This window comes from Pseudomonas sp. SWI7 (assembly GCF_006351945.1).
In the GTDB taxonomy this organism is placed as follows: Bacteria; Pseudomonadota; Gammaproteobacteria; order Pseudomonadales; family Pseudomonadaceae; genus Aquipseudomonas; species Aquipseudomonas fulva.
Map to the genome: position 1 here is coordinate 2,404,665 of NZ_CP040930.1, position 15,929 is coordinate 2,420,593.

Annotated in this window: 17 protein-coding genes; 9 read left to right on the forward strand and 8 right to left on the reverse strand. The window is 62.2% G+C overall.

Features of this window, described 5'->3' with window-relative positions; all coding sequences use genetic code 11:
* The first annotated feature begins 166 nt into the window (after positions 1–166).
* The gene (locus FH041_RS11015) at positions 167–1,378 is read left to right on the forward strand and encodes a pyridoxal phosphate-dependent aminotransferase (RefSeq protein ID WP_049696379.1); all 1,212 of its coding nucleotides are present in this window, start codon (positions 167–169) and stop codon (positions 1,376–1,378) included.
* A 268-nt stretch (positions 1,379–1,646) separates the two neighbouring features.
* A complete protein-coding gene (htpX, locus tag FH041_RS11020; RefSeq protein ID WP_023535364.1) occupies positions 1,647–2,534 on the forward strand; it encodes a protease HtpX in 888 nt (295 codons plus the stop codon).
* Positions 2,535–2,611: 77 nt separating this feature from the next.
* Here the strand turns inward: htpX and FH041_RS11025 are convergent, their stop codons facing one another.
* Complete coding sequence (locus tag FH041_RS11025) at positions 2,612–3,262, reverse strand: thiopurine S-methyltransferase (RefSeq protein ID WP_104925943.1); 651 nt, start codon at positions 3,260–3,262, stop codon at positions 2,612–2,614.
* Positions 3,263–3,362: 100 nt separating this feature from the next.
* Between FH041_RS11025 and FH041_RS11030 the strand changes: the two genes are divergently transcribed.
* Positions 3,363–4,130 (forward strand): class III extradiol ring-cleavage dioxygenase, encoded by a 768-nt coding sequence (locus FH041_RS11030; RefSeq protein WP_027914326.1) that lies wholly within the window; start codon positions 3,363–3,365, stop codon positions 4,128–4,130.
* Between the two features lie 64 nt (positions 4,131–4,194).
* Here FH041_RS11030 and FH041_RS11035 read toward each other — a convergent pair whose 3' ends face one another.
* Entirely contained in the window at positions 4,195–5,865 is a 1,671-nt protein-coding gene (locus tag FH041_RS11035) for a DEAD/DEAH box helicase (RefSeq protein WP_027914325.1), read from the reverse strand.
* A 442-nt stretch (positions 5,866–6,307) separates the two neighbouring features.
* The gene (locus FH041_RS11045) at positions 6,308–7,063 is read right to left on the reverse strand and encodes a spermidine synthase (RefSeq protein ID WP_027914324.1); all 756 of its coding nucleotides are present in this window, start codon (positions 7,061–7,063) and stop codon (positions 6,308–6,310) included.
* A 113-nt stretch (positions 7,064–7,176) separates the two neighbouring features.
* Here FH041_RS11045 and FH041_RS11050 point away from each other — a divergent pair, with 113 nt between their 5' ends.
* Positions 7,177–8,523 (forward strand): class II 3-deoxy-7-phosphoheptulonate synthase, encoded by a 1,347-nt coding sequence (locus tag FH041_RS11050; RefSeq protein WP_140174568.1) that lies wholly within the window; start codon positions 7,177–7,179, stop codon positions 8,521–8,523.
* A 40-nt stretch (positions 8,524–8,563) separates the two neighbouring features.
* On the opposite strand, the gene FH041_RS11055 is transcribed toward FH041_RS11050, so the two are convergent.
* Positions 8,564–8,782 carry a DUF1127 domain-containing protein gene (locus FH041_RS11055; protein WP_027914322.1) on the reverse strand — a complete coding sequence of 73 codons (219 nt, stop codon included), beginning with the start codon at positions 8,780–8,782 and terminating at the stop codon, positions 8,564–8,566.
* Between the two features lie 97 nt (positions 8,783–8,879).
* Between FH041_RS11055 and FH041_RS11060 the strand changes: the two genes are divergently transcribed.
* Complete coding sequence (locus tag FH041_RS11060; RefSeq protein WP_027914321.1) at positions 8,880–9,731, forward strand: LysR substrate-binding domain-containing protein; 852 nt, start codon at positions 8,880–8,882, stop codon at positions 9,729–9,731.
* Between the two features lie 11 nt (positions 9,732–9,742).
* On the opposite strand, the gene FH041_RS11065 is transcribed toward FH041_RS11060, so the two are convergent.
* Positions 9,743–10,492 carry a sulfite exporter TauE/SafE family protein gene (locus FH041_RS11065; RefSeq protein ID WP_027914320.1) on the reverse strand — a complete coding sequence of 250 codons (750 nt, stop codon included), beginning with the start codon at positions 10,490–10,492 and terminating at the stop codon, positions 9,743–9,745.
* Positions 10,493–10,606: 114 nt separating this feature from the next.
* On the opposite strand from FH041_RS11065, the gene FH041_RS11070 reads away from it, so the two are divergent.
* Positions 10,607–11,560 carry a LysR family transcriptional regulator gene (locus tag FH041_RS11070; RefSeq protein WP_028687849.1) on the forward strand — a complete coding sequence of 318 codons (954 nt, stop codon included), beginning with the start codon at positions 10,607–10,609 and terminating at the stop codon, positions 11,558–11,560.
* A gap of 57 nt (positions 11,561–11,617) precedes the next feature.
* Positions 11,618–12,073 carry a MarR family winged helix-turn-helix transcriptional regulator gene (locus FH041_RS11075; RefSeq protein WP_027914318.1) on the forward strand — a complete coding sequence of 152 codons (456 nt, stop codon included), beginning with the start codon at positions 11,618–11,620 and terminating at the stop codon, positions 12,071–12,073.
* Between the two features lie 144 nt (positions 12,074–12,217).
* Here FH041_RS11075 and efp read toward each other — a convergent pair whose 3' ends face one another.
* Both efp and earP read right to left on the reverse strand, forming a co-directional pair.
* Positions 12,218–12,787, reverse strand: coding sequence for an elongation factor P (efp, locus tag FH041_RS11080; RefSeq protein WP_023535349.1), 570 nt, complete (start codon positions 12,785–12,787; stop codon positions 12,218–12,220).
* Positions 12,788–12,835: 48 nt separating this feature from the next.
* Positions 12,836–13,969, reverse strand: coding sequence for an elongation factor P maturation arginine rhamnosyltransferase EarP (gene earP, locus FH041_RS11085; RefSeq protein ID WP_027914317.1), 1,134 nt, complete (start codon positions 13,967–13,969; stop codon positions 12,836–12,838).
* A gap of 129 nt (positions 13,970–14,098) precedes the next feature.
* Here earP and FH041_RS11090 point away from each other — a divergent pair, with 129 nt between their 5' ends.
* Positions 14,099–14,488 (forward strand): hypothetical protein, encoded by a 390-nt coding sequence (locus tag FH041_RS11090; RefSeq protein ID WP_027914316.1) that lies wholly within the window; start codon positions 14,099–14,101, stop codon positions 14,486–14,488.
* 2 nt (positions 14,489–14,490) lie between these two features.
* Positions 14,491–14,961 carry a GreA/GreB family elongation factor gene (locus FH041_RS11095; protein WP_049696384.1) on the forward strand — a complete coding sequence of 157 codons (471 nt, stop codon included), beginning with the start codon at positions 14,491–14,493 and terminating at the stop codon, positions 14,959–14,961.
* On the opposite strand, the gene FH041_RS11100 is transcribed toward FH041_RS11095, so the two are convergent.
* Positions 14,958–15,848: a LysR family transcriptional regulator gene (locus tag FH041_RS11100; protein WP_028687846.1), complete on the reverse strand. Its 891-nt coding sequence runs from the start codon at positions 15,846–15,848 to the stop codon at positions 14,958–14,960. The two genes, FH041_RS11095 and FH041_RS11100, sit on opposite strands and share 4 nt — an antisense overlap.
* Between the last annotated feature and the right edge of the window lie 81 nt (positions 15,849–15,929).

Below are 15,929 nucleotides of genomic sequence, written 5' to 3' on the forward strand. Positions count from 1 at the left end.
GGGCTCCCTCGGCAGGCTCAATTTCACCCTGCGCCGTCTTTTCCGGGGCGCGGGTGGCACGTATATTAGTTGGCTTCGTGTGCAAGGCGTTCAGTCTCGCACCCGCTTTGTGCCCTTACAAACCTTTCGGCCGGGCATAGCGCGTTTTCTCAATCGGGATTCCATCATGCAGTTCAGCAAATCGAACAAGCTCGCCAATGTTTGCTACGACATTCGCGGCCCTGTGCTCAAGCACGCCAAGCGTCTGGAAGAGGAAGGCCACCGCATCCTCAAGCTGAACATCGGCAACCCGGCGCCGTTCGGTTTCGAGGCGCCTGATGAAATTCTGCAGGACGTGATCCGCAACCTCCCTACCGCGCAGGGCTACAGCGATTCCAAAGGCCTGTTCAGCGCACGCAAGGCGGTGATGCAGTACTGCCAGCAAAAGGGCATCGAAGGCGTCGGCATCGAAGATATCTACCTGGGCAACGGCGTGTCCGAGTTGATCGTCATGTCGATGCAGGCCCTGCTCAACAACGGTGACGAGGTGCTCATCCCAGCCCCCGACTACCCCCTGTGGACGGCAGCCGTAAGCCTGGCCGGCGGCAAACCGGTGCACTACCTGTGCGACGAGCAGGCCGACTGGTTCCCCGACCTGGAGGACATCAAGGCCAAGATCACCCCCAACACCAAGGCACTGGTCATCATCAACCCCAACAACCCAACGGGCGCGGTGTATTCCACAGCGCTGTTGCGGGGCATGCTGGAGCTCGCTCGCCAGCACAACCTGGTGGTGTTCTCCGACGAAATCTACGACAAGATTCTTTATGACGAAGCGGTGCACATCAGCACGGCCTCCCTGGCACCGGACCTGCTGTGCCTGACCTTCAACGGCCTGTCCAAATCCTACCGCGTGGCAGGCTTTCGCTCCGGCTGGTTGATCATTTCCGGGCCCAAGCATCATGCCCAGAGCTACATCGAAGGCATCGACATGCTGGCCAACATGCGCCTGTGCGCCAACGTGCCGGCCCAGCATGCCATTCAGACCGCACTGGGCGGCTACCAGAGCATCAACGACCTGGTGCTGCCACCGGGGCGCTTGCTAGAACAGCGCAACCGCACCTTCGAGCTGCTCAACGACATCCCCGGGGTGAGCTGCGTCAAGCCCATGGGCGCGCTGTATGCGTTCCCGAGGATCGACCCGAAGGTCTGCCCGATCCTCAACGACGAGAAATTCGCCTTGGACCTGCTGCTGTCCGAGAAACTGCTCATCGTCCAGGGCACTGCGTTCAACTGGCCTTGGCCGGACCATTTCCGCGTAGTGACGCTGCCCCGCGTAGATGACCTGGAAGCGGCCATCGGGCGGATCGGCAATTTCCTCAGGACCTATTCGCAGTAAGCACACGCGCCGCTGGCGCTCTCAGAGGGCCGACACTCTGGTTGCAGCTGTGAGCGCTGGCAGGGCCGCCTCAGGAAAAGGACGGCCCTGCGCGCGCTGTAGCATGTTTCTTACATCCTGCAATGCTCTATCCCACAGCCGGCTTCCCCTCCTCTGCCATACTGCGGCTTACACAGTTTGAAATAGTCCGTCGATTGAATCCCGGCGGCAGGCCCCTTATATACCCCGCAGTAAGCGACAATTCATCCGTCAGGAGAACGTAACAACCATGATGCGCATTCTGTTGTTTGTGGCCACCAACCTTGCGGTGGTGCTGGTTGCAAGCATTACCCTGAGCCTGTTCGGTTTCAACGGGTTCATGGCTGCCAACGGGGTCGACCTGGACCTTGGCAGCCTGCTCGTGTTCTGTGCGGTGTTCGGTTTTGCCGGCTCGCTGGTTTCGCTGTTCATCTCCAAGTGGATGGCGAAGATGAGCACCGGTACCCAGATCATCAGCCAGCCGCGTACCCGGCACGAGCAGTGGCTGCTGCAAACGGTCGAGGAGCTGTCCCGCGAGGCTGGCATCAAGATGCCGGAAGTGGGTATTTTCCCGGCCTATGAAGCCAACGCCTTTGCCACCGGCTGGAACCGTAACGATGCACTGGTGGCGGTCTCTCAAGGCCTGCTGGAGCGTTTTTCGCCCGATGAAGTGCGCGCCGTGCTGGCGCACGAGATCGGCCACGTTGCCAACGGCGACATGGTCACCCTGGCGCTGGTCCAGGGCGTGGTGAACACCTTCGTGATGTTCTTCGCCCGGATCATCGGCAACTTCGTCGACAAGGTCATCTTCAAGAACGAGGAAGGCCAAGGTATCGCCTATTACGTCGCGACCATCGTGGCAGAACTGATACTGGGCATCCTGGCCAGCATCATCGTCATGTGGTTCTCGCGCCGCCGCGAGTATCGCGCAGACGAAGCCGGCGCTCGCCTGGCCGGCACCTCGGCCATGATCGGCGCCTTGCAGCGCCTGCGTGTGGAACAGGGTTTGCCGGTTCACATGCCCGACACGCTCAAGGCCTTCGGCATCAATGGGGGCCTCAAGCAGGGCCTGGCCGGCCTGCTGATGAGCCACCCGCCACTGGAAGACCGCATCGACGCCCTGCGCCGCCGCGGTTGATCCACCCACCCTGCAAAAAGGCGACTTCGGTCGCCTTTTTTATGAGCGCCTGTTAATCACAACGCGGGGTGCAGACCTCAACGGCTGACCCGATAGACCCTCTCCCACAAGCTCGAAGCCCCCGCCTGCACGAACTTCGGGCTCTGCTCGATCATCTGCACCGCTTCGAGCTCATCCACTTGCCAGCCGGTGAACCCCTGCCGCAACGCGTCGTCGCTCACCGAAAACGGCGGCCCGGGCACCAGCGCCTGGTCATAGTCCAAGGTCACCACCAGCCCCTTGGTGCCAGCAGGCAACAAGCCCGACAGCGCTCGGACATACCGCTCCCGCATCGCCGAGGGCAAGGCAATCAAGGCCGCTCGGTCGTAGAGCGCGGTACAGTCACCCACGTCGCCGCTCGTCAGCGCGAAGAAATCGCCGCACCAAAGCTCAATAGGCCCATGACGCCAGATCTCGAATGCGCCTGTGTGCGAGACCTGTGCCTGGAGCCCCTGCTCACGGAAGAAGTCTTCCACCGCCCGACGAGACAACTCGACACCCATCACTCGGTGCCCCTGCCCGGCCAGCCACAGTACGTCCAGGCTCTTGCCGCACAAGGGCACCAGGACCTTGCTGTTGGCTGCCAGATGCAAGCCAGGCCAATAGGCCTGCAGGTAGGGGTTCACCTGGGCTTGATGAAAGCCAATCTGGTTGTCGGCCCACCGCTGCTGCCAGAATGCCGGTTCCATGTTTCCTCCCGATTATTCGATGGTTCCCAGCCATAACTTGATTTGGATTCGATCAAGCCTTGGCCGAAGATGCGAGCATCTTAACCCTCAGGACCCTGCCATGCTGCCTAGCTTGTTCATCTCCCACGGCTCACCCATGTTAGCATTGCAGCCCGGCGCCAGCGGGCCTGCACTGGCGCAGTTGGCTCAACAGCTGCCTACGCCACGTGCGATTGTCGTGGTATCGGCCCATTGGGAAAGCCGCGACCTGGCAGTGACGAGCGGCGCGAGGCCGGCGACCTGGCATGACTTTGCTGGCTTTCCTGCGGCGCTGTATGCGGTGCAGTACCCAGCACCGGGCGATCCGCACCTGGCGCAACGTATCTGTGATCGTTTGCAGGCGGCCGGGCTGCCAGCTGACCCAGACACCGAGCGCCCCTTCGATCATGGCGCCTGGGTGCCCTTATCGCTGATGTATCCGCAGGCACAGGTCCCGCTGGTGCAGGTGTCCTTGCCCAGCCATTTGGGCCCCACGGGGCAGCTACGCATTGGCCAGGCCCTGGCCGGGCTGCGCGAAGAAGGTGTCCTGCTGATTGGCTCTGGCAGTATCACGCACAATCTTGGTGAACTGGACTGGCAGGCTGGGCCGGACAGGATGGCGCCGTGGGCGCTGGCCTTTAGAAACTGGATGGTAGAGACGTTGCAGGCCAACGACTGCCAGGCCTTGCTCGACTACAGGGCGCAGGCGCCGTTTGCCGTGCGCAATCACCCCAGCGATGAGCATCTGCTGCCGCTGTTCTTTGCCCTAGGCGCGGGTGGGGCTTTTGACGTGGTGCACCAGGGCTTCACCTTGGGCGCGCTGGGGATGGATATCTACCGATTCGGTTAGGTCGCGCCTGATGGCTTGCAAAAAAATCCCCGACCTAGGCCGGGGATGTTTTATTGCTTGAGGATCAATCTTCGCGGTAGCGACGCAGCTTGAGCTGCTTGCCAGCGACGCGAGTGTCCTTGAGCTTGGTCAGCAGCTTCTCGAGGCCGTCTTCCGGCAGCTCGACCAGGCTGAAGCTATCACGCACCTGGATGCGACCAATGGCATCACGCGCCAGGCCACCTTCGTTGAGGATCGCGCCCAGCAGGTTCTTGGCAGCGATACCGTCACGTGCGCCCAGGGCAGTACGGCAGCGTACGCGGCCTTCTGCCAACGGCAGTGGCGCACGACGCTCGCGGTCGCCACGGTCCGGGCGCTCGCCACGTTCGGTGCGCTCGCCACGCGGGGCGAAGCTTGGCACCAGGGGCTGTTCGCGTTCTACCGCTGCCAGGTCCAGGGCTTGGCCATTGGTGGCCTTGCGCAGCAGGGCAGAAGCCAGCGCGCGAGCGCTGCAGCCCAGGTCGGCGGTCAGGCGGTCGAACAGCTCGCCGTGGGTCGCTTCGGCTTCGGCAACCAGCGGCGCCAGGCTATTGGTCAGCTTCTTGATACGGGCATCGAGCACCGCCTGGCCGTTGGGCAGGCGCGCTTCGGCGACTTTCTGACCCGTCACGCGCTCGATCACCTGCAGCATGCGGCGCTCACGCGGCGTCACCAGCAGCAGTGCGCGACCTTCGCGACCCGCACGGCCGGTACGGCCAATACGGTGCACATAGGACTCAGGATCGTACGGCATGTCGACGTTGAACACGTGGGTGATGCGCGGCACGTCCAGGCCACGGGCAGCGACGTCAGTGGCGACGACGATGTCCAGGCGGCCATCCTTGAGCGAGTCGATCACGCGCTCACGCTGGTTCTGGGCGATGTCGCCGTTCAGCGCAGCAGCCTTGTACCCCTTGGCTTCCAACGCGGCAGCCAGGTCCAGGGTAGCCTGCTTGGTGCGCACGAAGGCGATCAGCGCGTCGAACTCTTCGACTTCCAGCAGACGCAGCACGGCCGGGATCTTCTGGTCGGCATGCACCATCAGGTGAGCCTGATCGATCGCGGTGACGGTCTGGGTCTTGCTCTGGATCTTGACGTGCTTGGGCTCACGCAGGTGACGTTCGGCGATCGAGCGGATCGACGACGGCAGGGTCGCGGAGAACAGTACGGTCTGACGCGTGGCCGGGATGGCATCGAAGATCACTTCGAGGTCGTCCATGAAGCCCAGCTTGAGCATCTCGTCGGCTTCGTCCAGTACCAGGTACTGCACGGTCGACAGGACCTTCTCGTCACGACGCAAGTGGTCGCACAGACGGCCTGGGGTGGCGACGACGATTTGCGCGCCGTTGCGAATGGCGCGCAGCTGCGGGCCCATCGGGGCACCACCGTAGACGGCCACGACGTTCACGCCCGGCATCTGCTTGGCGTAGGTTTCGAAAGCGGTTGCAACTTGCAGCGCCAACTCACGGGTTGGTGCCAGGATCAGGGCTTGCGGCTCGCGCTTGCTCACATCGATCTTGTTGAGGATCGGCAGAGCGAAGGCAGCGGTCTTGCCGGTGCCTGTCTGCGCCTGGCCGATCATGTCGTGACCGGCGAGGATGATCGGGATCGATTGCTGCTGAATGGCCGACGGCTCTTCATAGCCGGTGGCCACGACAGCGGCAACAATGTTCGGATTGAGATCGAGAGCGGCGAAGCCGGCGATTTCCTGGGTCATGGGTCTGCCTCTAGAGTGCATCCGCAAAGACCCATGCTCCAAAGCTGCACAAGCCATGAAAGACCGACAGGTCACCCAGGCAGCTTTGGCGGCGGGGATTTGCGAAAACGATTGAAAAAGATACTTGGGAAGGTCCGCCTAGCGGACGTGCAGCCGAAGCTGGACTCGGAGGATTTGCACCGCCTGATTTTTGAGGCCCGCTAAAAGACCGGCGCGTACTATACCTGAAATCGAACGGGGCGGGAGGAATTTTTTCAGGCCGCGGGGTTTGAGGGCGCTGTCGGTGGGCAGCGGCTGAAACGATACATCTTTTACACCTGCAGGGGGGGTTGTTTTGGTTATCGCCAAGTGACTGGAACGCTGCGGTCAAACCACCGAAGCCCTCTGTATGGCGGGCGGGGCCGCGCAACGGCCCCCTGCAATTTCATCCCATCCCTGCGGCTCAACTGGCCGGCCGAATGTCCTTGATCAACCCGTCCAGGCTATACCCCAGGCGTGGCGCCAGGGCCTCGGCCCGCGCCCGCAGCCCCGCCATGTCCAGGGTCTGCTCCAGGTCGGCTGGCACCAGCACGATCACGTTGCCCTCCTTGACCGGTAATTCCCAGTAATGGCGGTGGTACAACCCGCGCAGCAATGCCGCCCCAAGCGGCTTGCCCTCGTCAGTGGCCCACTGGTTGATCACCAGCCAACCACCGGGGTTGAGGCGTTGCTGGCAGCCCTCCAGAAAATTCCAAGCCAAATGCCCGACGCCAGGCCCATGGTCGGTATAAAGGTCGACGAACAACAAGTCGGTCGTTTCCGCAGTCGGCAGCAATTCGACCGCATCGCCGATGCGCACATATAACCGCGGGTCATCATCCAGGCCAAGGTGCTCCATGGCCAGGCGTGGCACATCCGGGCGCAGCTCGATGGCCTCGATGTCTTCGAGGGGCAGAAACTTCATGCAAGCCTGGGTCAGGGTTCCGGCGCCCAGCCCCAGGAACAGCGCACTTTCCGGCTGTTCATGGCAAAGCGCCCCTACCAGCATGGCGCGGGTGTAATCGTACTCCAGCCAGCTGGGGTCCGCCGTGAACACGCAGCTCTGCTCGATGGCGTCGCCGAATTCGAGGAAACGGTAATCATCCACCTCGTACACGCTGATGACGCCAAAGGCATCCTCCACGCGTGCCAGCAACCGCTCCTGCCGTTGCGCCACCATGTGCAAATCACCCCCGCAAAAGCTGCATTGTCCGTCAACACCCGTGCTGCAACAAGCACGGTGCCAGCTGTTACCATGGCTGCCAGCCTGCAACCTACATGACCGAGCCTGAAATGACCCAAACGTGGAGCCCTGACAGCTGGCGTGCCCTGCCGATCCAGCAACAACCCGTCTACCCTGACGCTGCGCACCTGCACAAGGTCGAGCAAACCCTGGCCAGTTACCCGCCGTTGGTGTTCGCTGGCGAAGCCCGCGAGTTGCGGCGTCAGTTCGCCGAGGTGACCGAAGGCCGGGCGTTTCTCTTGCAAGGTGGCGACTGTGCCGAGAGCTTCGCGGAATTTTCCGCGGCCAAGATTCGCGACACCTTCAAGGTGCTGCTGCAAATGGCCATTGTCATGACCTTTGCCGCCGGCTGTCCTGTGGTCAAGGTAGGGCGCATGGCCGGGCAGTTCGCCAAGCCTCGCTCGGCCGGTGACGAGACCCTGGGCGGCGTTACCTTGCCCGCCTACCGTGGCGACATCGTCAACGGTATCGGCTTCGATGCCAAAAGCCGCATCCCCGACCCCGAGCGCCTGCTGCAGGCCTATCACCAGTCCACGGCCAGCCTGAACCTGCTGCGCGCTTTCGCGCAAGGCGGCTTCGCCGACCTGCACCAGGTGCACAAGTGGAACCTGGACTTCATCGCCAATTCGGCGCTGGCCGACAAATATCACCAGTTGGCCAACCGCATCGACGAGACCCTGGCGTTCATGCGCGCCTGTGGCCTGGACAGCGCACCCCAGCTGCGCGAGACCAGCTTCTTCACGGCCCACGAAGCCCTGCTGCTCAACTACGAACAGGCTTTCGTGCGCCAGGACAGCCTGACTGGCGACTACTACGACTGCTCCGCGCACATGCTCTGGATCGGCGATCGCACACGTCAGCTCGACGGCGCACACGTGGAGTTCTTGCGTGGGGTGCACAATCCGATCGGGGTCAAGGTGGGCCCGAGCATGGAACCGGAGGCGCTCATCCGCCTGATCGACATCCTCAACCCCAGCAACGATCCAGGGCGCCTGAACCTGATCGTGCGCATGGGCGCGGGCAAGGTCGGGGACCATTTGCCGGGGCTGATCCGCACGGTCGAGCGCGAGGGCCGCAAGGTGCTGTGGAGTTCGGACCCGATGCATGGCAATACCATCAAGGCCAGCAGCGGCTACAAGACCCGCGACTTCGCCCAGATCCTGGACGAGGTGAAGCAGTTCTTCCAGGTTCACCAGGCCGAAGGCAGCCACGCAGGTGGTATTCATATCGAGATGACCGGGCAGAACGTCACCGAGTGCATCGGTGGGGCCCGCCCGATCACCGAGGACGCCTTGTCGGATCGCTACCATACCCACTGCGACCCGCGGATGAACGCCGACCAGTCGCTGGAACTGGCGTTCCTGATCGCCGAGACACTGAAGCAGGTGCGCCGCTAAGCGGCGCTCCGAAAAAGGCAAGGCAGGGATCTCGCTGCGCTCACTTGCACAGCGGGTCGTCCCAGAAGTGCCGCTCGCTTTCCTGATGCGTATCGGCCCTGCTCAAGCCCAGGTCGTGGAGCATGGCGTCGCTCAGGCTGGCAAGCTGCTGGCGCTGGCGGTGCAGCTCCAACCACCGGATCACGCGCCCCCAGGTCGCTTGCCACAACGCCCTTGACGACACAACTGAAGCCTCTGCGCGGCTGATCGTACCTTTCATCGTGAAGCCCTCCGTTATCGATGGCTTCAGTCTCACGCGCCGATTAAGATCAATCCAACGAATGTTTCTGATGCCATGCATCTCGGAGATTGATGCAATGTCCCAGTACCAGAGTCTCGACGCCGACGTGCTGCGTACCTTTGTTGCCATCGCCGAGCAAGGCGGCTTTACCCGTGCCGGTGAGGTGGTCAACCGCACCCAATCGGCCGTCAGCATGCAGATGAAGCGCCTGGAAGAAGATATCCTTCAACGGCCCTTGTTCGAACGCGAGGGGCGGCAAGTGCGTCTGACCGCCGAAGGACAGGTATTGCTGGGGTATGCCCGGCGCATTCTCAAGTTGCACGGTGAGGTCTTCAACACCCTGCGCATGCCGCACATGGTGGGCCTGGTGCGTATCGGTACGCCGGACGACTACGCCATGCGTTTTCTGCCGAGCATTTTGTCCAGTTTTGCCAAGGCCTACCCCTTGGTCCAGGTGGAAGTGCACTGCGACACCTCACGCCAGCTGATGCTGCGCAAGGACCTGGACCTGACCATCGTCACCCGTGAGCCCGGCAACGAAATCGGCCAACTGCTGCGCCAGGAGCGGCTGGTATGGGCTGCGGCCGAGGGCTTCTGCCCACACGAGCAGCGCCCCATGCCATTGGCATTGTTCAACACCGAGTGCTTCTGCCGCGCCTGGACCTGTAACGCACTGGAAACCCAGGGCATCGACTACCGGGTGGCCTACACAAGCCCCAGCCTGTCGGCCATTTTTGCAGTGGTCACCGCAGGGCTGGCGGTGACCGCGCAGTTGCAGAGCCTGATTAGCGGCAATCTGCGGGTACTCGGCGAAGCCGAAGGCTTGCCTGAATTGCCGCTGGCCAACGTCATGCTGGTACGTGGCGGTCAGTCACCCTCCCCCATCACCGATTGCATGGCGCAGTACATCATCGAAGGGTTCAAGTGACACGCCTGCGGCTACAGTTCGAAACCAAGCATGACCGCGCAGACCACCAGGAAAACACAGAACATCGCCCGCAGCGCCTTTTCCGGCAGGGCGTGGGCCAACTTGACGCCCCAACTGATGCTCAATAGCCCGCCCACCGCAAGCGGGATACCGACGCTCCAGTCCACACTGTGGTGCACGCCGTAGGTCACCAGGGTGACCAACGTGCTTGGCGCTGCCAGCGCCAGTGACAACCCTTGCGCGACCACCTGGGTTGCGCCGAACACACTGGTCAATATCGGCGTGGCGACGACCGCGCCACCGACGCCGAACAACCCGCCCATGGTCCCGGCGAAGCTGCCGAGTACGCCAAGCCAAGGCCAGGGATGACGCAGCTCTGTACTGGCAGGGCTGACTTTCATGAACATCCTGGCCACGTTCCAGATCGCCAGCGCCACCAGAAAGCCCACAAAACCCAGGCGCATGGCATGCGCGTCCAACCCCACGGCCCAGATCGACCCCAGCCAGGCGAACACGAAGCTGCACAAGGACAGCGGTAGGGCATGCCGTAGCTCGATGCGGTTGCGCTGGTGATAGCGCCATAACGCCAATAGCACATTGGGCACCACCATGACCAACGCCGTGCCCTGCGCCAACTGCTGGTCAAGGCCGAACAACACGCCAAGGGCCGGAATGGCAATCAGGCCGCCACCGATGCCGAAAAGCCCACCCACGGTTCCCAGGGCGACGCCCAATACGCCGTACAGCACCCACTCGATCATCAGATTTCAACTTTCATCGTGCACAGGGACCGTCATGCTAGCGGCTGTGTGCTGGCAGCGAAACGCACAGCCACGCACAATGGCTGTGCGTTTCCTGCAAAAGCGGACTTGGCCATGAACCCTGATACATTGACCGATCAATTGAGCTTGTTTCTCGATGTACTGGAAACCGGGAGCTTTTCCGGCGCGGCCCGGCGTCATCCACTGACGCCGTCAGCGGTTGCCCGGCGCATCGATAACCTGGAGCGCGCCCTCGGCAGCCGCCTGTTCAGCCGCAGCACCCACGCTGTGCGGCCGACGCCTGCGGGCAATGCGTTTGCCGAACGCGCCAGGCACGTCATAGATGAGTTGCGCCTGGCCCGGGCCGAAGCGGTGTCGTTGAGCAATGCCCCGGAAGGCTTGATACGCCTCGATGCACCGGCGGCCTTCGGGCGCCGTCACCTGGCCCCGGCGATCGCCGATTTTCTGGTGGCCTACCCTGGCCTCGATGTGCAGTTGCGCTTGATCGACAGTTTCGTCGACATGCACGGCAGCCATTTAGGCGAAGTCGACCTGGTATTACGGGCAGGTCCGCTGGCCGACACACGCCTGGTGGCGACACCCCTTGCCGACATGGTGCGCATCGCCTGCGCCAGCCCCGCCTACCTGGCGGCACGGGGCGTGCCCAAGTGCCCCAGCGAATTGCCTGGCCATGACGGCCTGGACTGGGACGGCCTGGCACCCCCGTTCGCCTGGCGATTCGAGGTAGACGGCCAGACACGTCTGTACCGGCCCTCGCGCATGCGCATGGTTGCCAACAATGCCGAAACCCTTCTGTTCGGCGCCTTGGCCGGGCTGGGAATCGCCCATTTGCCTACCTGGCTGATCAGCGAATATCTGTTGCGTGGGGAATTGATCGCGCTTTTTTGCGACGCCGGCCTGCCCCAAGCGGAGACGAGCGGCATTTATGCACTTCGCCTTGAACATGAAACGAACTCTCGCAGCCGATTGCTGCTCGAATTCCTCAAGAGCCGCTTTAGCCCGGTCCCGCCGTGGGATTTGGCACTGCGCAGTGAATTACGCTGGTAGTAAGCGTACCCCACCATCAGCGTGCTAGTTTCTTATTCAACGAATTCAAGGACCTGCATGAACGCCGATAACAAAGCCTCTGGCGCCGAACTGCTACTGGAGAACCAGGTCTGCTTCGCGCTGCATTCCACCTCGCTACTGATGACGAAGGTGTACAAGCCCTTGCTTCAGGCCCTCAACCTGACCTACCCGCAATACCTGGCGATGCTGGTGTTGTGGGAGCACGATGGTTTGACCGTGGGCGAAATCAGCCAGCACTTGCTCACTGACCCAGGTTCACTGACGCCGTTGCTCAAGCGACTGGAAAGCGAAGGCCTGCTCAAGCGCACCCGCAGCCGTGAAGATGAGCGGGTTGTGCTGGTGCAGCTGACGGATAAAGGGCGCAAGTTGCACAAGCAAGCCGAAGAGGTGCCTCAGCTGATTCTCAAGGCCAGTGGGCGCACTCACGAGGGGCTGCAAAAGCTGCAAGCCGATTTGCTGGAACTGCGCGAGAGCTTGCAGAAGACGTTGTGAGGGGGGGCTAACTTGGGCTGGAGCGGCGCTACCGAGGTGCGGTGGCGTAGAAATCCACGCTTGCGTGTGCTCAATAGTTGGGGCCGCTTTGCGGCCCCACAGAAGCACCAGGCAGTAGCGGTGCTTCAGGCTATCCAGGAAGCATTACTTCTTGGAACGACCCTTGAAGCTGTTGTCGCGGGTGTCGATGTCGATCCACTCGTCGATCTGGATGAAGTCGGCCACCGAGATCTCGGTACCGTTCTTCAGCTTGGCAGGCTTCATGACCTTGCCCGAGGTATCGCCGCGCGCAGCGTTCTCGGTGTAGACCACTTGACGGCTGATGGTGGTCGGCAGTTCTACCGAGACCAGGCGGCCTTCGAAGAAGACGGCTTCACAGACATCTTCCATGCCTTCTTCGATGTACGGCAGAACGGCTTCGATGTCTTCGGCATTCAGCTCGTACATGGTGTAGTCGCTGGTGTCCATGAAGGTGTATTCATCACCGTTGATGAACGACAGGGTGGCTTCCTTGCGGTCCAGGATCACGTCGTCCAGCTTGTCGTCCGCACCGTATACGGTTTCGGTCTTGTAGCCGGTCAGCAGGTTCTTGAGCTTGGTCTTCATGATCGCGCTGTTACGGCCCGACTTGGTGAATTCCGCTTTCTGAACCAGCCACGGGTCGTTGTCGATCCGCAGGACGGTACCGGGTTTCAGTTCTTTACCAGTTTTCATTACGCAGTATCCGAATCTGGATGGATTTATAAAAATCGAGGCCGCATATCATAGCGAATTTCCACAAAAGTGTACTAGCGCCTTGGCAAGGTCCGGCCCAGCGGCCTGCTGGGCAGCCCAGCAACGGGCATGCTGGTGCAATTGCGCCCAATGCGGGCGGGCTGCGCGCCAGGCCTGCCCCATGTCCTGATCCCTGTTCCAGGCACGCCATAACCCGAGCAGGGCCGCTTGCGCCTCGTCCGACAAGCCGCGTCGATAAAGCGCCAGGAACGCTTCGAGTTTTTCCCAATGCGCGTTTTCTTCCTGCACGTAGATGTGCCAAAGCATGGGCTTGGCCGCCCACTGGGCGCGAACGAAGGAATCCTCGCCCCGTACGGCGTTGAAATCACAGCTCCACAACAGCCGGTCGAAATCGTCCTGACTGACGAAAGGCAACACCTGCACCGTCAATGATCCGCGCACATGCACATCGCCCGCCTCAAGGTGCGTTACCCCCAGCCACTGCCCAAGCCCGGCGATGCTGCGCCCTTGCGGTACCAGCACATGAGACGGCTGCGGGTCGGTGGCCAGCGCTTGCAGCCAGCTGGCAAGCTGCGGGTTCTCATAGGCAAATAGCATGATCAACAGGGCACCCTGCGCGGGCGTTACTTTCAAAGCCTCGAGAAACGTTGTGCGCGCTCGGCTGGATCGCTCGAAGGCATCACGCCTTGGCAACAGGTCATGCTCGCGAAGCAGCCCACCGGTTTTTTCGGTGAAGCCCGGGAAGAAAAATACCTTGCGCAGCCCGTTTGGCTGCGGTGACGGCAGCCCGTGACAGCCCTCCACCCATGGCTCGGCACTCAGGTATTCAAGGTTCAGCCACACAGGCGGGGTGTGGCGCGCTCGCATGGCCTGGACAAATGCATCCGGCAACTGGCAGGCGAACGCACCGATCACCACATCACCCGGCTCCACCGGCACCCAGGTAGACGACCACTGACGCACCTGCACACCTCGTAGCCATTGCTGCGCCGCAGTGGCGTCTGCGCCCGGGCACAAAGGCACGAAGGCATTGAGGTCATCAACCCACAGGCGCACGGCGACCTCGTGCTCGGCCACCAGTTGCCGAGCCAGGCGCCAGGTCACACCGATATCGCCGTAGTTGTCCACGACGCTGCAAAAGATGTCCCACGTGGCTGTCATGCTCGGCTCCCTAACCCGTGCCAAAGCTGCGGATTCTGCGCATAAATTGTCACCAAAGACAGCCGTGCGCGTAAAAATGCCAACGCGCATGCAACAATGCGCCAACGCCCACCTTGCCAGGAAGCAACCATGCCCCGTCGCCGCGAACTGACGATCACGCTCAAACCCTTGCCACTGATACTGAGCATCGCGCTGGGCCTATGGCTGGGCGCTGTGGCGATTGCTGCCAGCCTGTGGCTTGTGGACCAGCTGATGCCCACCCCGGTCGAGGCACCGGAGCCAGCCACCGCGCAGGACGCCCCCCGCGGCGCTACGCCGCCGACCTCGACGCAGCCACCGAACGCCCAGGCCGAAATGTTCGAGCGCTACAAGGACACGCTGCACAAGCAGCAACTGGAGCAAGCCGCCGAAGGCAACCCCCGCAACCTCAACACCCCCAAATGCCAGTTCTGGTTACAGCAGAACCGCACGGCCCCCACAGACAAAAGCCAGGCCAACGTGCTGGAGTTCTGTTACTGATCATGAACAAGACCCACCTGATAGCGCAGATCATCGCGGCCCTCGAACACGACCTGGATGTGGTAACCCGAGCAGCGCAGAGCGCTTATGAAGCTGCCACTGCCGAAGAAAACATCGCCGAGAACAAGTACGACACGTTGGGCCTGGAAGCCTCCTACCTGGCCACGGGCCAGGCCCGGCGCAGCGCCGAGATCCGCCAGGCACTCCAGACCTACCGACAGCTGAAGCTGCGCGACTACGACCCTCAGCAAGGGGTGCAGGTAAGCCAGGTGGTCACCTTGGAAGATGAACAGGGCCAATGCCGCAGGCTGATCATCGGGCCCGAGGCGGCTGGGTTGAAGATCGGCCTGGGCGATGAGTTGGTCATGGTGATCACGCCGCGCTCACCTTTGGGGCAACAACTGATGGGCAAGCGCATTGACGAGGAGGTCAGTCTCAATGCCACAGGCTGGACCCTCGTCGAGGTGATCTAGCGCCTGTGCTCAAGCGCCCCCAGGCGCTGCTCCATGAGCGCTAGAAAAGCCCGGGCGGCGGGTGTCGGGTGGGCGGACCAGATCGCGTACAGGTGCCGCACCGGCGCATCGAGCAGTTGTACCCTGGCCACGCCGTCAAAGCCCTGGGCCACTCGCTCCGGCACCAGGCCGATCGCCATGCCGCGCTGCACGAACTTCTCCACCAGCCGCACATGACCGATCTCGAACTGCACCCGACGTTGCAGCCCTGCCGCCTGGAACGCTTCGTCGGTCTGCCGGCGCGCACCGGTGCCTTCCGGGAAATCCACCAGCACCTCCTGGACCAGGTCGGCAAGCGTCAATTGCCCGTGTCCGGCCAGGCGGTGGGTGGGTGGAAGCACGGCGACCAGAGCCTCCCGAGCCAGTAGACGATGCTGTACCCCCTGCACGCCCTCGCCTTCCCACAACCCGATGAAACCCACATCCAGGCGACGCTCGAGCACATCGGCGACCAACCGTTCGCTCTTGGCCGTGAGCCACCGTACATCCACATCCGGATAGTGCACGTGAAACTCGGCAAGCAGGTCGACCAGGTCCAGCGCCGTCAGCGAACTGATTTCACCGATGGTCAGCCGACCGCGAACCTGGCCACAGGCGGCGGCCACATCGTCGGCAATGCGTCGCGCGGCCTCCACCGCTGGCCGGGCGCTTAGCACGAACGCCTCCCCTGCCAGGGTCAACAACACCCGGCGCGAGGTGCGCTCGAACAGGCTCACGCCCAGCTGGCTTTCCAGCCTGGCCACCTGATGACTGAGCGCCGACTGCACCACATGGCAGCGTTCGGCGGCACGGGTGAAGCTACCTGTCTCGGCCACCGCCAATGCATATTCGAGCTGCTTGAGATTCATGGATCAATCTGCTTTCAAGATGGATGGCGTGAGAACTATACATTGGTGTCATGCGTCGAGGGCGTCGATAATCTTCCCTAC